We start from the raw sequence: 16,385 nt of genomic DNA on the forward strand, positions 1-16,385 counted from the left end.
CGGGTGTGGGGCGAGATCGCCGAATACCTTGCGACCCACCCGGGCGCCTGGCTGCTGCTACGCGCGACGCTTGCAAGCGGCTTGATGTGGCTGGCGTGGCGCCTGGGCGGCCCCTTCGGTCTTGTCATTGCGCTGGTGCCGGCCGTCACCCTGATCGTCGTGCCCTTCACCCACGCGAGCTTCGGGCTCCTGCGCTGGGCCCGCAAACGGCACCTCAAACCCTGGGATGGCCGATGGTATGAATTCGATGGCCGCCAGATCCGCATCTTCGAACAGGCCGATCACAGCTGGATCTGCGCCGAGGATGTCTTTGCCGTCTTCGGCGAGGTGAGCGACAAGGTGACGCACGAGCGTTACCGCACGCGCTTTGGCGCCCTGGGTTACCGCGAACCTGCTGGCGAGTCGCTCGTCTGTTTTTCCGAGGCGGCCTTGCGGCGTTACCTGAGCCTGCGGTCCGACGACACCGCCCGGCGGTTTGCCCGCTGGCTGGGGCAAACCCTGTTCGCGCATGAAAAACGGCGCCGTGAGGCGCCGTTCAAGTAGGGCTGGGCGGCGGATTACACCGACTTCATGCCCAGTCGTTCGAGCAACGTGCGGTCGCCTTCGACATCCGGGTTGCCGGTCGTCAGCAACTTGTCGCCGTAGAAGATCGAGTTCGCGCCTGCCAGAAAGGCCAGCGCCTGGCCCTCGTCCGTCATCTCGCGGCGGCCGGCGGAAAGGCGCACATAACTTTTCGGCATCGTGATGCGGGCTGCCGCAATCGTGCGGATGAACTCGAAGGGGTCGATCTTTGGCTGATCGGCCAAAGGCGTGCCTTCGACCGCGACGAGGCTGTTGATCGGCACCGATTCCGGCGGCGGCGTCATGTTCGCCAGCTGCGCAATCATGGCCGCGCGGCCCCGGCGCGTTTCGCCCATGCCGACGATGCCGCCCGAGCACACGTTGATTCCGGCATCGCGCACCTTGTCGATGGTGTCGAAGCGGTCTGCCTGCGAGTGGGTGCCGATCACGCTGCCGTAGAACTCCGGCGCGGTATCGATGTTGTGGTTGTAGTAGTCGAGGCCGGCCTCCTTGAGCTTTTGCGCTTGCCCTTCACGCAGCATGCCCAGGGTGACGCAGGTTTCCAGGCCGAGCGCCTTGACCTGCTTGACCATCTCGATCACCGGCTCAAGGTCGCGATCTTTCGGGCCGCGCCAGGCGGCGCCCATGCAGAAGCGGCTGGCGCCATTGGCTTTGGCAAGCTTGGCTTTCTCGACCACCTCGGCAATCTTCATCAGCTCTTCGCTCTGAACGCCCGTCTGGTAGCGCTTGGCCTGCGAACAGTAGCCGCAGTCTTCCGAGCAGCCGCCGGTCTTGATCGAGAGCAGCGTCGAGCGCTGCACGGCGTTCGGGTCAAAGTGTTCGCGATGCACCTGGGCGGCGCGGAAAACCAGGTCCATGAACGGCAAGTCAAAGAGCGCCTGAACCTCGGCGGTGCTCCAGCGTTGGGGGGCTTTCTGGGTCGGCGCCACGGCGGCGGATTCAGCGACCGATTCGTTGGCGGTTGCGGATAAGCTCATAGGAATGCTTCCTGCTGCGGTGTGACAATCGCCGAATGGTCGGTGAAAGGCGAGAGCCGTGTCAAACCTGATTGTCGCGTTGCAGCACGCAGGCGGGGCGCTTTGGGCGCGGATGCTGCCGCAGTACTGCTTTGTGTGCGGTGAAAACTCGGCGGCGCGCGTGCTCTGCCCGGACTGCGAATCCGCCTTGCCACGACTGGCCGCGGCGCGTTGCCCGGTGTGCGCCATCGATAGCCCGGAAGGGGCCGTCTGCGGCCGTTGCCTTGCCAGCCGCCCGCGCTACGACGCGGCGCATGCCGCCTTCCCTTACGCGTTCCCGATCCGCGAGATGGTGCATGCCTTCAAGTTTGATGCCCGCTTTGCGGTGGGGCGCTACCTTGGCCAAGCCCTGCCTGCGGCGCTTGCGGACGGCGTGTTCGATTGTGTGGTGCCGGCGCCGTTGCATCCGCAGCGGCTTGCGCAGCGCGGCTTCAATCAGGCGCTGCTGCTTGCCGAGCCGCTCGCGCGCGCCTTGCGGGTACCCTTGCTGCGCGACGCGATCCGCAAGACCCGCCTGGTGCCCACCCAAGCGGGGCTGCCGCTTGAAGCGCGGCGGCGAAATCTGCGCGGCGCGCTGCAGGCACAGCAGCGCTTCGACGGCCTGCGCGTGCTGGTGGTGGATGATGTGATGACCAGTGGCACCACGCTGGACGAAATCGCCGCAACGCTCAAGGCGGCTGGCGCCGCGCGGGTCGAGGCGCTGGTGGTGGCGCGCACGCCTTCGCGCCACAGCGGCTAGCCCGGGGCTAGAGCTCACCCATCATCATGGGGTCGGGTTCGGGCTTGATCGTGCCGCGGTGGAGCATGCTTTCGAACACGCCCGGGGGCACCGGCGGGCACCAGTAGTAGCCCTGGGCTTCGGCACAGCCTTCGCGCTTGAGGAATTCAACCTGGGCGATGGTCTCGGCGCCTTCGGCGATCACATCGAGCTTGAGCGCCTCTCCGAGCTGGATGATGGCGCGCACGATCGCCACGTCGTCCGAATCGCCCGGCACATCGCGCACGAAGCTCTGGTCGATTTTCAGGCGGTCTACCGCGAAGCGCTTGAGGTAAGAGAGGCTTGAGTAGCCGGTGCCGAAATCGTCGATCGACAGGCGCACACCGATGCTCTTGAGTTGGTGGATCGTCGCCAGTACCTCTTCGGCATTGTCCATCAGCAGCGATTCGGTCAGCTCCAGTTCTACCCGGTCTGGCTCATGGCCGGTTTCGGTGATCACCTGGCGCACCATCTCCACGATGTTGTCGCGGCGGAACTGCAGGGCGGAAATGTTCACCGCCATCATGATCGGCGGCAGGCCTTTCTGTTCCCAGGCACGCGCCTGGCGGCAGGCTTCCCGCAGTACCCAGCGCCCGAGCGGGATGATCAGGCCCGACTCTTCGGCGATCGGGATGAACTTGGCCGGCGAGATGAAGCCGCGTTGCGGGTGCTGCCAGCGCAGCAGCGCTTCGGCGCCCACCACCTGGTGGTCGTGCAGTGAAACCTGCGGCTGGTAGTAAAGCGTCATCTCCTTGCGCTCGATCGCCTGACGCAGCGCGTTCTCCAGCTGCAGTCGGTCGAGCGCGTTGGCGTTCATCGCTTCGGTGAAGAAGCGGAAGGTGTTTCGGCCGCCTTCCTTGGCGTGGTACATCGCGGTATCGGCATTGCGCATCAGCGTTTCGGGATCGCGGCCATCATTCGGATAGACCGAGATGCCGATCGAGAACGAGGTGCCGATGCGGTGCGCGTCTACCTCGAAGGGGGTTGCCAGCGCGTCGAGAATCTTTTCGGCCACCCGCGCAGGGGCGTCGGCCGTCTGCACCGGGTTGAGCAGGATGATGAACTCGTCGCCCCCCTGACGGCACACGGTGTCGGAATCGCGCACGCAGCTGCGCACCCGTTCGGCCACCTGTTGCAGCAAGCGGTCGCCGGCGTGGTGGCCGAGCGAGTCGTTCACCATCTTGAAGCGGTCAAGGTCAAGGAAGAGCAGGCCTACCATCGTGCGTTCGCGGTGGGCACGCGCGATCGCTTGCAGCAGGCGGTCCTGCATCAGCATGCGGTTGGGCAGGCCGGTGAGCGGATCGTGGTGACCCAGATACTTGATGCGCGCTTCGCTGGCCTTGCGTTCGGTGATGTCAGCAAACACCGCGACGTAATGCGAGATCTCGCCGTCCTGGCCGCGCACCGAACTGACCGAGAGCCACTCGGGGAATGCCTTGCCGTTCTTGCGGGTGTTCCAGACCTCGCCCTGCCAGAAGCCATCCCGCTCAACCGTGCGCGATACGCCTTCAAAAAAGCCGGTTTCGTGGCGGCTGCCGGCCACATCGGGCAGGCTGCGGCCAATCACTTCCTGCGGCTCGAAGCCGGTGACATTGCTGAAGGCGCGGTTGGCGCGCAGGATGCGCCGCGAGGCATCGGCCACCACAATGGCTTCAACGCTGTTATCGAAAACCGATGCGGCAAGCCGCATTTCGGCCTCGGCGTGGAGGCGGTCGGTGATGTCGATGATGGAACTGACCACCGCGTAGGGCGTGGATTCGCCCTCGCGCCGCAAGGGGGTGGACTTGGTCCAGATTGATCGGGTGCCGCCCTCGGCATGCTCGAAGGTAACGGTTTCGCTGACCACTTCACCGGTTTGCAGGGCGCGCATCGGCGGCAGGGTCTCCGGGGCGCGCGGTGCGCCGTCGGCGGTGACATAACGGACCAGGCCGGAATCGAGCCTGTAGCGCGCCATCTGCTGCATGCTCAGCCCGTAGATGCGTGCGGCGGCGTCGTTCGAGACCACCACGTTCGCGTCGGCGTCACGCATCACGATGCCTTCGTCGAGCGAGGCGACCAGGGTGCGCATGCGCGCTTCGCTTTCACGCAGCACGGCTTCGGCCTGCTTGCGCCCGCTGATGTCTTCAATCACCACCATGTACTGACTGGGTTCGCGCGAAAGGCCACGCACCAGGCTCACCGTCATGGCGACCCAGACGGCGGTCTGGTCGCGCCGGCGGATCCGCATCTCAAGCGACACGACTTGCTGCTGAGAGGCCAGCAGGCCCGCGAGCTTGGCATCGAGCAGTCCGGCGTCTTCCGGATGGGCGACGTCGCGAAAGTCCGCCTGCAGCAGATCGGCTTCCGAATAGCCGCTGATCTCGCTGAAGTAGTGGTTGATGCGGGTGTAGCGCCCGGCCAGCGAACACATTGCAATGCCCACGGCTGCTTGTTCGAAGGTCGAGCGGAAGCGCGCTTCCGAATCTTCCAGCGCGGCTTCGGTCGCCTTGTGCGCCGAGAGGTTGATCAACAGGCTGGTGACGCGCTCGATCTGGCCATCGGCCCTGCGATGCACGGTACGCATGTCGCGCAGGAAGACGGTCTGGCCATCGGCGTGCAGCATGCGGTATTCCAGTTCGTGGTCGTAACCCTGTTCCGTCTGGCTACGGAAAAACTCGATGACGAAGCTGCGGTCTTCCGGGTGAATGTTTTCGCGCCAGAAGGCGGGCTGACTCCAAGCTATGAGCGGGAAGCCCAGCAAGAGCTCGGCTTGCGGCGACACGTAGGTGCACAAACTGGTGCGCGGGTCGAATTCCCAGGCGACGATGTTCGTGCCTTCAACCGTTTTGCGGAAGCGCTGTGCTTCTTCGCGTGCGGCATCCCGCTGCCGCAACAGCGCGCGTGCGTGTTGTCGGTTCGCCAACGCGGCATAGGCGCCCACCATGCCCGCGATCATTCCGCCCAGCGCCAGCAGCCACAGCCAGTTGGGTTCTGAGGCGCCCGCGTTGCTGGCCAGCGCCGGCCCGGCAATCACTGCGGCGCTGAACGTCAGAAAGAGAGTCGAGGGCGTGTGGGGCATGCGGCGGAGGCGGTGCGCGTCTCTGTTTTGGGGGGTCCAGTTGGGGTTTACGGTCAGGGGGCGCAGAACTTGATGGCGCGCATGCGTTGGAATGCCCGGCCGCATCAAAGCAAACGGCCCCGCCGTGGCGGGGCCGTTTGCTTTGATGCGGCCAGAAGCGGACTGGCGGCCAAGCGCTTACAGTTCTTTGGCGTGGCTGGCGAGGTATTCGGCGACACCGGCGGTCGAAGCCTTCATGCCGGCCTTGCCCTTGTTCCAGCCTGCCGGGCAGACTTCGCCGTGCTCTTCGGTGAATTGCAGCGCGTCGACCATGCGGATCATTTCGTCGACGTTGCGGCCCAGCGGCAGGTCGTTGACGACCTGGTGGCGCACGACGCCGGCCTTGTCGATCAGGAAGGAGCCGCGGAAGGCGACGCCGCCTGCGGCTTCCACATCGTAAGCACGGCAGATGTCGTGCTTGATGTCGGCCACCAGGGTGTAGCCGACCTGGCCGATGCCGCCGTTGTTCACCGGGGTGTTCTTCCATGCGAGGTGGGTGAACTGCGAGTCGATCGACACGCCGATCACTTCAACGCCGCGCTGCTTGAACTCTTCGAGCCGGTGATCGAAGGCGATCAGTTCGGACGGGCAGACGAAAGTGAAGTCCAGCGGGTAGAAGAAGATCACGCCGTACTTGCCCTTGATGGCATCGGAGAGCTTGTAGTTTTCAACCACTTCGTTGTTGCCGAGGACGGCTGCCGCGACGAAGTCCGGCGCTTGTTTGCCTACGAGAACTGCCATGTGGGTCTCCTTGTTGCGTTTGGGGTTGGGCGCGGGAGTATTCCGCACGCCATGAAGGGCGTCAAACCTTGCGGTGACGAACAGACTTCATTCTAGACCGTCGGGCGCTCGGCGAAATCCCTTGTCACAGAAGGATCATCTTCGGCCGGCGTGCGCAGCACCTGGACCACCCGCGCGGCTGGCGGCCCGCGATGGGCCCATTCGGCGAGCGCGTCCACCGCCACGGCGGGGCCGCGCACGAAGGCTTCAACGCTGCCATCGCGGCGGTTGCGGACCCAGCCATCCACCCCAAGCCGCTCGGCCGCTTGCACCATCCACCAGCGGTAACCGACGCCCTGCACCGAGCCGGTGATCAGCAGCAATTCAGTCTTGATCGTGTTCAAGCGAGCCTCCTTAACATGCGCGCCTCTTCGATGCCTTCCTGCAGCGTGTCGCAGACACGGTTGCTGCCGAGCCGTTCGAGGAAGCCGGAGCGCTGGATGATCGAGCCCGGCTGCTTGTTCAGGCCGCACAGCACCAGATCCGAGCCGCGTTTGCGCAGATCCCGGAGCAAGGTGTCGAGCATTTCCAGCGCGGTGGTGTCGAGACTGATCACCTTGTGCATATCGAGCACCAGCATCGTCGTATCCATCTGCTCGGGGTCCAGCTCGTCTTCAATCTTGCCGACCGTGCCGAAGAACATCGAACCGAAGACCTGGAAGGCCATGATGCCGGCGTTGCTGCTGCCGTCGGGTGCCTGCGCCGGCAGCACGACGCGTTCAACGCCGCTGAGCGTCTGCACCCGGTAGATGAAGAACAGGCTCGCCAACACCATCCCGATTTCAACGGCCAGGGTCAGATCGAAGATGACGGTGATCACGAAGGTTGCCAGCAGCACCACCCGATAGTTCATCGAATAGCGCCGAAGTTCCCGGAATTCGTGCCATTCGCCCATATTCACCGCCACCAGCACCACGATCGCCGAGAGCGTGGCCAGTGGCACATGGGCGGCGAGTGGGGCGGCGATCAGCACCACCAGCAGCAGCGTGATCGCGTGGGCGATGCCTGCTACCGGCGTGCGGCCGCCGCTGCGCACGTTGGTGGCGGTGCGGGCGATCGCGCCTGTGGCGGCGAAGCCGCCGAACAGCGGCGCAGCCAGGTTGGCGATGCCCTGCGCCATCAGCTCCTGGTTGGGGTCGTGGCGGTCGTCGATGGCGGCATCGGCGACGCGTGCCGAGAGCAGCGATTCGATTGCCCCCAGCAGTGCGATCGTGATGGCCGGCGAGATCAGGCGTCCGAGGTCAGAGAGGGTGAGTGCGGGCAGGCTGATCGGCGGGATCGACTGGGGAATGCCGCCGAAGCGGCTGCCGATGGTTTCGACCGGCAGCGCGAACAAGGCGTTGGCCGCGGTCGCGAGCACCAGCACCGCGAGCGGGCCTGGCACCCGCGCCATCCAGGGCACTTGCTTGGCGGCGCGGTTCCAGCCCAGCAGCACGCCAAGTGAGCCGAACGCGAGCGCCACGGTGGGCAGATCTGCGTGCGGAATCGCCGTTGCCAGCGCCTGCACCTTGGCGAAGAACTCGGCCGGCAGGTTCTCGATCGGCAGGCCGAGGAAGTCCTTGATCTGGGCGAGGAAGATCACCACCGCGATACCGTTGGTAAAGCCGATCACCACCGTGCGGGGGATGAAGCGGATCAGGCTGCCCAGCCGCGCGAGCGCGAGCCCGACGAGCATGGCGCCGGCGAGCATCGTCGCGATCAGCAGGTTCTGCACGCCGTACTGGGCGACGATGCCGTAGATGATGGGGATGAATGCGCCGGTCGGGCCGCCGATCTGCACTCGCGAGCCGCCGAACAGTGCGATCAGCAGGCCGGCGACGATGGCCGTCCAGATGCCGGCGGTGGGTGACATCCCGCTGGCGATGGCGAAGGCCATGGCCAGCGGCAGGGCCAGAACGCCAACGGTGAGGCCCGCTGACAGATCCTGGCCAAGTTGCGCGCGGCTATAGCCGGGCAGGGTGTCGAGAAGCTTGGGTCGAAATTTGATCAAGGTGCTGCGCTCCAGTGCATTTGCGGACATTCGTGTCATGCATGGATAGCGCGCCGGGCCAGGCCCGGTGATGTGTGATCCAGCGCTTGTTCTTGGTTAGCGGCATCGTTCAGCCCAGCTTGATGAACAGGCCCACCACCAGCGGAATCAACACCGCGGCGACCAGGCCATGAATGCCGAGCGCAAGGCCGGCAAAGGCGCCGGCTTCCGGGTGCTCCTGAAATGCGCGCGCGGTGCCGATGCCGTGGGCAGCGGTGCCCAGCGCAAAACCGCGTACCGCCGGGCGATGTACGCCAAAGTTCGTCAGCAGTGTGGGGCCGGCCATTGCGCCAACAATGCCGGTGAGGATGCAGAACACCGCGGTCAGTGAGGGCGAACCGCCAATTTGTTCGGTAATGCCCATCGCGATCGGTGTGGTGACCGACTTGGGGATCAGCGCCAGCACGGTGTCGCGGCTGGCGCCCAGCGCCCAGGCGGTGGCCACCGCGCTGGCCGCGCCCGCTGCGCCGCCGCCGAGCAAGCCCACCGCGAGGGCCAGGCGGATACGCTTCATGCGCGACCACATCGCCGCCATCGGCACCGCAAAGGCCACGGTGGCGGGGCCAAGCAGGAAGTGCACGAACTGCGCGCCCTCGAAGTAACGCTGGTAGTCCTCGCCGATGGCGGTGATGCCCAGTGCGAGCAGGATCACCGTGATCGCAACCGGATTGGCGAGCGGGTGAAACTTGCACTTTTTCGCGATGGCTTGCGCGGCGAGGTAGGCGCCGAGGGTTGCGCTCAGCGCGAAAAGCGGCGAAGCCGAGAGGTAAACCCAGAGGCGGAAGATGTCGTCGCTCACGCCTCGTCATCCTCGGGCGCCAGTCGGTGCGCCACCCAGGCCGTCACGACCAACCCCACCGCCGTGCTGACGATCAGCGCAACGACGATCGGCAGCCACTCCTGCCGCAGACGCGGCAGGAACATCACCACGCCCACACCCGCGGGGATGAAGAGCAGTGCCAGGTGGCTGTGCAGCATTTCGGCCGTGGGGCGCAGCCGTTCGATCAACTGCGGGCGCGCGCGCAGCAGCACAAACAACAGCAGCAGGCCGATCACCGGGCCGGGGATCGGCAGGCCGAGCAGGCGAGTACAGGCCTCACCCAGGAGCTGAAAGACCAGCAGTGCGAACAGGCCTTCGAGCATCTGGGCGGTCAGCGGTCGCGCTGCGGTGCTTGATGTGGCATTTGCTTGAGTACTTCTGCCAGCATCTTGACGGCCGCCACGATGATCGTCGCCAGGCCACCCAGGGTAAAGACGGCCGCCTGCAGCGTCGACCCCGGCACGTTGTTGAAGAAGAAGCCGGGGCCATGCGCCAGGTAGCCCGCGCCGAGTGCAAGCGCGAGCACGCCGGCCACATCCACCAGCGCCCACATCATGATCGTGGGCGTCGGGCGGATGCGTGGTTTGCCGGCGGCGCTCACTTCACCCGCATCCCGGGCGTGGCGCCCGAGTCGGGCGAGAGGATGAAGAGGCCGGGCGTCGTGCCGCTGTCGTCGGACGCCGCGAGCACCATGCCTTCGCTCATGCCGAACTTCATCTTGCGCGGTGCGAGGTTGGCCACCATCACCGTCATGCGGCCGACCAGCGTGGCCGGGTCGTAGGCCGACTTGATGCCGGCAAAGACCTGACGCGGCTTGGGTTCGCCAATGTCGAGCTGCAGCTTCAGCAGTTTGGCGGCGCCTTCGACATGCTCGGCCGACACGATCTTCGCGATGCGCAGATCGACCTTGCCGAAGTCGTCGATGCTGATGAAGGGCTCGAAGTCGTCGGCCTTCTTCGCTTCTTCAACCGCCTCGTGCGTCTGGTGCTGGCTGTGACGCTGCGGTTGCTCCGGCGCCGCCGGCGGAATGTTCTCGGGCGGCGGGAAGAGGGCTTCGAGTTGTTTCGGGTCGACGCGGGTCATCAGGTGCTCGTAGGGGTTGATGGTGGCGAGCAAGCGGGTGTCGTCCCAGCGCGAGAAATCGCAGTTGAGCAGACGGGCCACTTTGCCGGCCACGGCGGGCATCACGGGCGCCAGCATGCGGGTGAGGCGCACGAAGGCGTTGAGCGCCACCGAGCAGACGCGGTGCAGATCGGCTTCGCGGCCGGCGAGCTTGGCCAGCTCCCACGGCGCATTGGCGTTCACGTATTCGTTGGTGCGATCGGCCAGCGCCATGATTTCGCGGATCGCCTTGGAGTACTCGCGCCCTTCGAGGAAGTCGCCCACCGGGCCGCTCGCAGCGGCGATCGACGCCAGCAGTGCGGCGCCATCGTCACCGAAGTCGGTCGACACCTGGCCGCCGAAGCGTTTGGTGACGAAACCGGCGCAGCGGCTGGCGATGTTCACATACTTGCCGATCAGGTCGGAATTGACCCGTGCGAGGAAGTCCTCGGAGGTGAAGTCCACATCCTCGACGTTGGCGTTGAGCTTGGCGGCAATGTAGTAGCGCATCCACTCGGCGTTCATGCCCAGTTCGAGGTAGCGCAACGGCGAGATGCCGGTGCCGCGCGATTTGCTCATCTTCTCGCCCGATACCGTCATGAAACCGTGCACGAACACGTTGTCCGGCACCTTGTAGGGCTTGCCGGCAAAGTGAAGCATCGCGGGCCAGAAAAGGCAGTGGAAGTAGACGATGTCCTTGCCGATGAAGTGGATCTGCTCGGTCTGCTTGTCGGCCAGGAAGGCGGCCATGTCGCCACCGAGTTTGTGGAAATGGTTCTTCAGGCTCGCCAGGTAGCCGATCGGCGCGTCCAGCCAGACGTAGAAGTACTTGCCCGGTGCATCCGGAATCGGGATGCCGAAGTAGGGTTCGTCGCGCGAGATGTCCCAGTCCGCGAGGCCGTCGCCGGATTCGAGCCACTCGTTGGCCTTGTTCGCAATCTGCGGCTGCAGGCGCTCGCCCTGGGTCCAGCCGCGCAGGAACTCGACGCAGCGCGGGTCAGAGAGGCGGAAGAAGAAGTGCTCCGACTGCTTGATCACCGGCGTCGCGCCCGAGAGCGCCGAGTACGGGTTCTTCAGCTCGGTCGGCGCATACACCGCGCCGCAGCTCTCACAGTTGTCGCCGTACTGGTCCTTCGCGCCGCAGCGCGGGCACTCGCCCTTGATGTAGCGATCCGGCAGGAACATCGACTTGACCGGATCGAAGAACTGCTCGATCACCTTGCGGTCGATGAAGCCCGCGTCGCGCAGGCGCACATAGATGTCCTGCGACAGCTCGACGTTTTCGGCCGAGTCGGTCGAATGCCAGTTGTCGAAGTGGATATGGAAGCCGTCGAGGTACTGCGGGCGGCCGGCCGCGATGCCGGCGACCAGTGCCTGCGGCGTGATGCCCTCGGCCTCGGCCTTGAGCATGATCGGTGCGCCATGCGCGTCGTCGGCGCAGACGAAATGGACTTCGTGACCGCGCATGCGCTGATACCGCACCCAGATGTCGGCCTGGGTGTATTCCATGATGTGGCCGATATGGAACGGGGCGTTGGCGTAGGGCAGGGCGGTGGTGACGAAGAGCTTGCGTTGTGGCGCGGTCATGTGCGTTCCGGTGCAGCGGGAAAACCTCAATTCTAGCAAGCGCGCGGCCGCGCGGCCGATTGCTTGATGCGCCGCCTTGTCAGTGCGCAATCTGAGCCGACAGATACCAGCCCTGCTGGTGTGCTTTGTCGGCGATATTGCCCAGATCGGCCCAGGCGGCGGTCAGCGAAAAACGCTTGGCCGGGAACCAGGCGATGAAGACATCCTTGAAGGCGTCTTCGCGGAAGGCGCTGAGCTTGTCTGGCTTGCTGCGGTACTCGGTGCCCAGCACCAGATCGTCGCGCAAGAACAGGCCGAGCGAAACTTCCGGCTGTATCGAGTAGTCATCCGAGCGGTCGCCGCCAAAGCCGAGCAGGCCGAGCTGGTTGGCGCGGGTGGCGCGCAGCGTAAGGTTGGCGAAGAGGCTGCGGCCAAGCGGGCCGTCCAGCCAAAGCTTGCTGGCGGCGAGGTAGGCCTCCCAGTCATCGCCACGCACCGCACCAAGCGCCTTGGGGACGAGCGCGTAGTCCCGGTTGCGCTTGTACTGCAGCCCCAGCGCGATCTGTGGCAGCCAGCGATCCTGGTCGAACACCGCATCACCGAGCAGGCGGACTTTGGCGCCATAGCTTTCCAGCACGATCGTTTCGCCCGGCACCGTACTGCCCAGGTCGAAATGCTGGATCGAGTATGAGAGTTCGAGCCGATCGGCCACGCCGATCGCCGCACCGGCGCTGTCGAGCCTGAAGTCGCCGGTATCCACGCGCGTGAGGAAGGCGCTGCCGCCGACCTGGTTGCGTGTGCCGTAGCCGGTGATCAGCGCCCAGGGCACCAGCCCGCCGCCGCCAGCGCCTTCCAGTTGTGACACGCCGCCCGTCGCAATCAGGCGATCGCCGGGTGCCAGCCGCAGGCTCAAGCCGGCCTCGTCAGCGGCGCGCACGCCGACGTTCAAGAAAACCGGCAGCAGGGCCGATATCCAGTGAATCAATCGTCTTGCGCTCGGGCGCGGCAAGCAGCGGGCTGGCATGAAGGGCATCGGATGTTGTTGAACGCAAAAGGGCCGGGGCGCGGACGCACGCGGATAGCCTTGATTACGGCCGCTCTCGCGTGCGGCTTGATGGCGCCCGCCTCGGCGCTTGCGAGTGAGCCCTCGAACTATGCGGCGCTGGGCGGCGCAGACGGCGTTGCCCAGATCGTCAGCGCCTTGCTCGACCGCTCGACGAGCGATCCGCAAACGCGGCGGACGTTCGCCAAAATCAACCGGCCACAGCTCGAAAAGCGCCTCGGGCAGCAGATCTGCCAACTGAGCGGCGGCGGTTGTGTGTACGAAGGCGAAAGCATGCTGCTTTCGCACGGCGGCATGAAGATCACTGAGTCGGAGTTCTACGGCATGGTCGAGCACCTGCGCGAGGTGCTCGACGCGCGCAGTGTTCCCTTGGCAACCAAGAACGCGCTGCTTGCGCAGCTGGCACCGATGAAGCGCGACATCGTGGGGCACTGAGCGGATGAAGCGATGCCGATGAAAGTGACGCTGCTGTGCCTGCTGCTCCTGATCGGTGGCGCGGCGCAGGCCGCCGAGCTGAGCCTTGCCGTGAGCAACGCGAGCGGGGCCGCGCTTGAGAACGCGGTGGCGACGCTCACGCCGGTGGGCAGGGCGAGCTCGCCCAAGCCCGCCAAAGCGGTGATCGACCAGATCAACAAGGAGTTCGTGCCCTACGTCAGCGTGGTGCCGGTGGGGTCCGCGGTGAGCTTCCCGAATCAGGACAACATCCGCCACAGCGTGTACTCCTTCTCCCCGGCAAAGAAGTTCGAACTCAAGCTCTACTCAGGCACCCAGGCCGAGCCGGTGGTGTTCGACAAGGCCGGCGTGGTGGCGCTCGGTTGCAACATTCACGACTGGATGATTGCCTACGTCTACGTCACCGAGGCGCCGTTCTACGGCCGCAGCGATGCGCGCGGCAACATTGCCTTCAGCGGCATTGAGCCGGGTGAATACGAGCTGCGGGTGTGGCACCCGGACAGCGCGGCGCCAGAAGTCGTGCGGCCGCTGCGGCTTGGCAACGAGGCGCAGCGGCTGAGCCAGAGTCTGCCGGCCAAAGCGCGGGCCGCCGCCGGAGGCAGCCATTCGCACTGATCTGCCGCCCGCGCGCCGGGCTGAGGATGTGGCGCCGGTGGCCCGCGCGATCGAAGCGCCGGCAAGCCCGCAACGCATGCACTGGCTGCGACGCTTGCCATTGCGCACCCGAATCGGCGTGCTGGTGATCGGCCTGCTGGCGTTGTTTCTGGCGGCGGCGATTCTCGCGGTGTGGTTCGGCAGCCAGAACTTTGCTCGGCAGCGGATCTCTGATGAGCTGATCGTCGGTCAGAAAGTCCTGCGCCGCTCGATCGAACAGGATCAGGCGCGGCTCGTACAGGCTGCCCGTGTGCTCAGCGCTGACTTCGGCTTCCGCGATGCGGTGGCCTCGGCGGATGCCGGCACCGTGTTGTCGGCGCTGGCCAATCAGGCCGGACGGATCGAAGCCAGCGCCGCACTGCAGTTCGATACCCGCGGGCAGGTGGTGGCCAGTACCGTGCCGGTGCGCAGCGGGGCCGAGGCTCAGGTGCTGCAGGCGCTGCTTGAGCGGGCGCGCACCGCCGGCGGCGCCGATGGCATCGTGACCCTCGGTGGCCGGCCGATGCTGGTGGTGCTCAGTCCGGTCAAGGCGCCGGTGGTGATTGGCTGGGTTGTACTCGGGTTTGCGCTCGACGATCGCGTTGCTGCGCAGCTCGGCGCGCTGACCGGCGCGAGCATTGCCATCGTCGGCCAGGCGCAGGGGCGCAGTGTGCTGCAGGCCAGCGCCAGCAGCGCGGCACTGCGCGGCGAAATCACTGCGGCGCTTGCGGCCAGGCGTTTGTTGGCGCCATCGCAGCCCCGCGCGATCGAGCTGGGGGGTGTGCGCTTCCTCTACGTGGCGACGCCGCTTGATTCGCAAGGGCAGGCGGCGATCCTGCAACTGCAGTCGCTCGACGATGCGCTCAAGCCCTACCGACAGCTCGCGATCACGCTGTTTGGCCTGCTCATGCTGGCCTTCTTCGCGGCGGTTGCCGCCACACGCTGGATCGCAGGCAGCGTCTCTGGCCCGATCCAGCGCCTCGCGCGGGCGGCCGCGGCGATCAGTGCGGGCGATTATGGCCAGACGCTGCCGGTCGACTCGCAGGACGAGATCGGCCGTTTATCGGAAGGTTTCAACGCAATGTCCTGCGCGGTGCAGTTGCGCGAAGCCGAGATCCGCGAGCTGGCCGCGAAGGATGTGCTGACCGGCTTGCTCAACCGCACTGAACTTGAGCGTCAGGCGCATGAGTTGCTGCAAGGCGGACAGCCGGCGCTGGTGCTGATCATCGACATCGACCGATTCAAGGCAATCAACAACGTGCTCGGGTTCCGGATCGGCGATCAGGTGATCTGCGAAGTCGCAGATCGGCTGCGGATGCTGTTCCGCGACGGCGACGCGGTTGCACGGCTGGCGGCAGACGAATTCGCGCTGATCGCGCACGGCCCGCTGTGCGAAGACATTGCAAGCATCAAGGCGCGGGTCGAACAGGCCTTCGCAACGCCGTTCGAGCTCGCCGGCTCGGCGCTCGACGTAGCGGTATCGCTGGGCGCATCGCGTTTCCCGGATCACGGTAACGACGTGCAGACGCTGATTCGCAACGCCGAGATGGCGCTCAAGTGTGCCAAGCGGCAGCACAGCGGGCTGCTGGTGTTCGAACCGGCGATGGATCAGAGCCGGGTGGTGCATCTGTCGATGTTGTCAGAACTGCGCCGCGCGGTGGAACGCGACGAGCTGCGCCTTTACCTGCAACCCAAGATTTCGCTGCGCACCGGGCGGGTGGAGAGCGCCGAAGCGCTGGTGCGCTGGCAGCATCCCGAGCGCGGCTTCATTCCGCCGGGGGATTTCATCCCCTTCGCCGAACAGACCGGGCGCATCGGCATGCTCACGCGCTGGATGCTGCGGCAGGCGATGCTGCTGGCGACCGAGCAGGCGGCGGCAGGCACACCGCTGCAGATATCGGTGAATGTGTCGACCTTCGATATCCAGGACGACGGCTTCCCCGCCGCGCTCGACACGCTGCTGGGCGAAACCGGCGGCAGTGCGTCGCAGATCCGGCTGGAAATCACCGAAAGCGGTGTGATGGACGACCCGGAGCGCGCCCTGTCGGTGCTGGCGGCGCTGCGCGAACGCGGCTTCACCCTGTCGATCGACGATTTCGGCACCGGCTACTCGTCACTCGCCTACCTGCGGCGGATGCCGGTGTCGGAACTGAAGATCGACCGCTCTTTTGTGCGCGGCGTGCATCGCGAATCGGACGGTGTGCGCCTGCTGCGCTCGACGATCGAGTTGGGGCACAACCTCGACCTTTCGGTGGTGGCCGAAGGCGTTGAAACGATCGATGAATGGCAGACGCTGGCAGCCTTGGGTTGCGACTACGCGCAGGGCTTCTACGCGAGCAAACCCTTGCCGATCAAAGACTTCCTCGCTTGGCGCGTGGCGAATGCGCCATTGCGGGTGGCGCCGACCGACTAGCGTCGGCGGTGTGCCACGAGCGGCGTGATAAACTTGACTGAATCAGTCGGAATTATCCCGTCTCTAGTGAGTGGA

15 protein-coding genes are annotated in these 16,385 nt (G+C 65.6%); 5 read left to right on the forward strand and 10 right to left on the reverse strand.

Annotation, left to right across the window (positions count from 1 at the left end; all coding sequences use genetic code 11):
• Positions 1-3: 3 nt before the first annotated feature.
• Positions 4-543, forward strand: a complete 540-nt coding sequence (locus OPU71_RS02690) for a hypothetical protein (RefSeq protein WP_267724763.1) — start codon at positions 4-6, stop codon at positions 541-543.
• Positions 544-557: 14 nt separating this feature from the next.
• Here the strand turns inward: OPU71_RS02690 and bioB are convergent, their stop codons facing one another.
• Positions 558-1,559: a biotin synthase BioB gene (gene bioB / locus OPU71_RS02695; protein WP_267724767.1), complete on the reverse strand. Its 1,002-nt coding sequence runs from the start codon at positions 1,557-1,559 to the stop codon at positions 558-560.
• Positions 1,560-1,617: 58 nt separating this feature from the next.
• Here bioB and OPU71_RS02700 point away from each other — a divergent pair, with 58 nt between their 5' ends.
• Positions 1,618-2,337, forward strand: a complete 720-nt coding sequence (locus OPU71_RS02700) for a ComF family protein (RefSeq protein WP_267724771.1) — start codon at positions 1,618-1,620, stop codon at positions 2,335-2,337.
• Positions 2,338-2,344: 7 nt separating this feature from the next.
• Here OPU71_RS02700 and OPU71_RS02705 read toward each other — a convergent pair whose 3' ends face one another.
• The 9 genes from OPU71_RS02705 to OPU71_RS02745 all read right to left on the reverse strand — a co-directional run bounded on the left by OPU71_RS02705 (position 2,345) and on the right by OPU71_RS02745 (position 12,733).
• Positions 2,345-5,413, reverse strand: coding sequence for an EAL domain-containing protein (locus tag OPU71_RS02705; protein WP_267724774.1), 3,069 nt, complete (start codon positions 5,411-5,413; stop codon positions 2,345-2,347).
• A 177-nt stretch (positions 5,414-5,590) separates the two neighbouring features.
• Positions 5,591-6,193, reverse strand: a complete 603-nt coding sequence (locus tag OPU71_RS02710; protein WP_267724776.1) for a peroxiredoxin — start codon at positions 6,191-6,193, stop codon at positions 5,591-5,593.
• 92 nt (positions 6,194-6,285) lie between these two features.
• Positions 6,286-6,576 carry an acylphosphatase gene (locus tag OPU71_RS02715; protein ID WP_267724779.1) on the reverse strand — a complete coding sequence of 97 codons (291 nt, stop codon included), beginning with the start codon at positions 6,574-6,576 and terminating at the stop codon, positions 6,286-6,288.
• Positions 6,573-8,222 (reverse strand): SulP family inorganic anion transporter, encoded by a 1,650-nt coding sequence (locus OPU71_RS02720; protein WP_267724782.1) that lies wholly within the window; start codon positions 8,220-8,222, stop codon positions 6,573-6,575. The genes OPU71_RS02715 and OPU71_RS02720 overlap by 4 nt, the downstream gene beginning before the upstream one ends.
• Before the next feature lie 109 nt (positions 8,223-8,331).
• Complete coding sequence (locus OPU71_RS02725; RefSeq protein WP_267724784.1) at positions 8,332-9,060, reverse strand: LrgB family protein; 729 nt, start codon at positions 9,058-9,060, stop codon at positions 8,332-8,334.
• Positions 9,057-9,404 (reverse strand): CidA/LrgA family protein, encoded by a 348-nt coding sequence (locus tag OPU71_RS02730; protein ID WP_267724787.1) that lies wholly within the window; start codon positions 9,402-9,404, stop codon positions 9,057-9,059. The genes OPU71_RS02725 and OPU71_RS02730 overlap by 4 nt, the downstream gene beginning before the upstream one ends.
• A gap of 8 nt (positions 9,405-9,412) precedes the next feature.
• Positions 9,413-9,682 carry a hypothetical protein gene (locus OPU71_RS02735; RefSeq protein WP_267724789.1) on the reverse strand — a complete coding sequence of 90 codons (270 nt, stop codon included), beginning with the start codon at positions 9,680-9,682 and terminating at the stop codon, positions 9,413-9,415.
• A complete protein-coding gene (metG, locus tag OPU71_RS02740) occupies positions 9,679-11,769 on the reverse strand; it encodes a methionine--tRNA ligase (protein WP_267724790.1) in 2,091 nt (696 codons plus the stop codon). The genes OPU71_RS02735 and metG overlap by 4 nt, the downstream gene beginning before the upstream one ends.
• A 79-nt stretch (positions 11,770-11,848) precedes the next feature.
• The gene (locus tag OPU71_RS02745; protein WP_267724791.1) at positions 11,849-12,733 is read right to left on the reverse strand and encodes a DUF3034 family protein; all 885 of its coding nucleotides are present in this window, start codon (positions 12,731-12,733) and stop codon (positions 11,849-11,851) included.
• Between the two features lie 129 nt (positions 12,734-12,862).
• Here OPU71_RS02745 and OPU71_RS02750 point away from each other — a divergent pair, with 129 nt between their 5' ends.
• Genes OPU71_RS02750 through OPU71_RS02760 form a run of 3 tightly spaced genes read left to right on the forward strand, consistent with a single transcriptional unit; the run spans position 12,863 to position 16,310 of the window.
• A complete protein-coding gene (locus OPU71_RS02750) occupies positions 12,863-13,246 on the forward strand; it encodes a group I truncated hemoglobin (RefSeq protein ID WP_267724793.1) in 384 nt (127 codons plus the stop codon).
• A gap of 12 nt (positions 13,247-13,258) precedes the next feature.
• Positions 13,259-13,879: a methylamine utilization protein gene (locus tag OPU71_RS02755; protein WP_267724794.1), complete on the forward strand. Its 621-nt coding sequence runs from the start codon at positions 13,259-13,261 to the stop codon at positions 13,877-13,879.
• A gap of 37 nt (positions 13,880-13,916) precedes the next feature.
• Entirely contained in the window at positions 13,917-16,310 is a 2,394-nt protein-coding gene (locus OPU71_RS02760) for a putative bifunctional diguanylate cyclase/phosphodiesterase (protein WP_267724795.1), read from the forward strand.
• Positions 16,311-16,385 lie beyond the last annotated feature (75 nt).

The organism is Niveibacterium sp. 24ML (assembly GCF_026586805.1).
Lineage (GTDB): Bacteria > Pseudomonadota > Gammaproteobacteria > Burkholderiales > Rhodocyclaceae > Niveibacterium.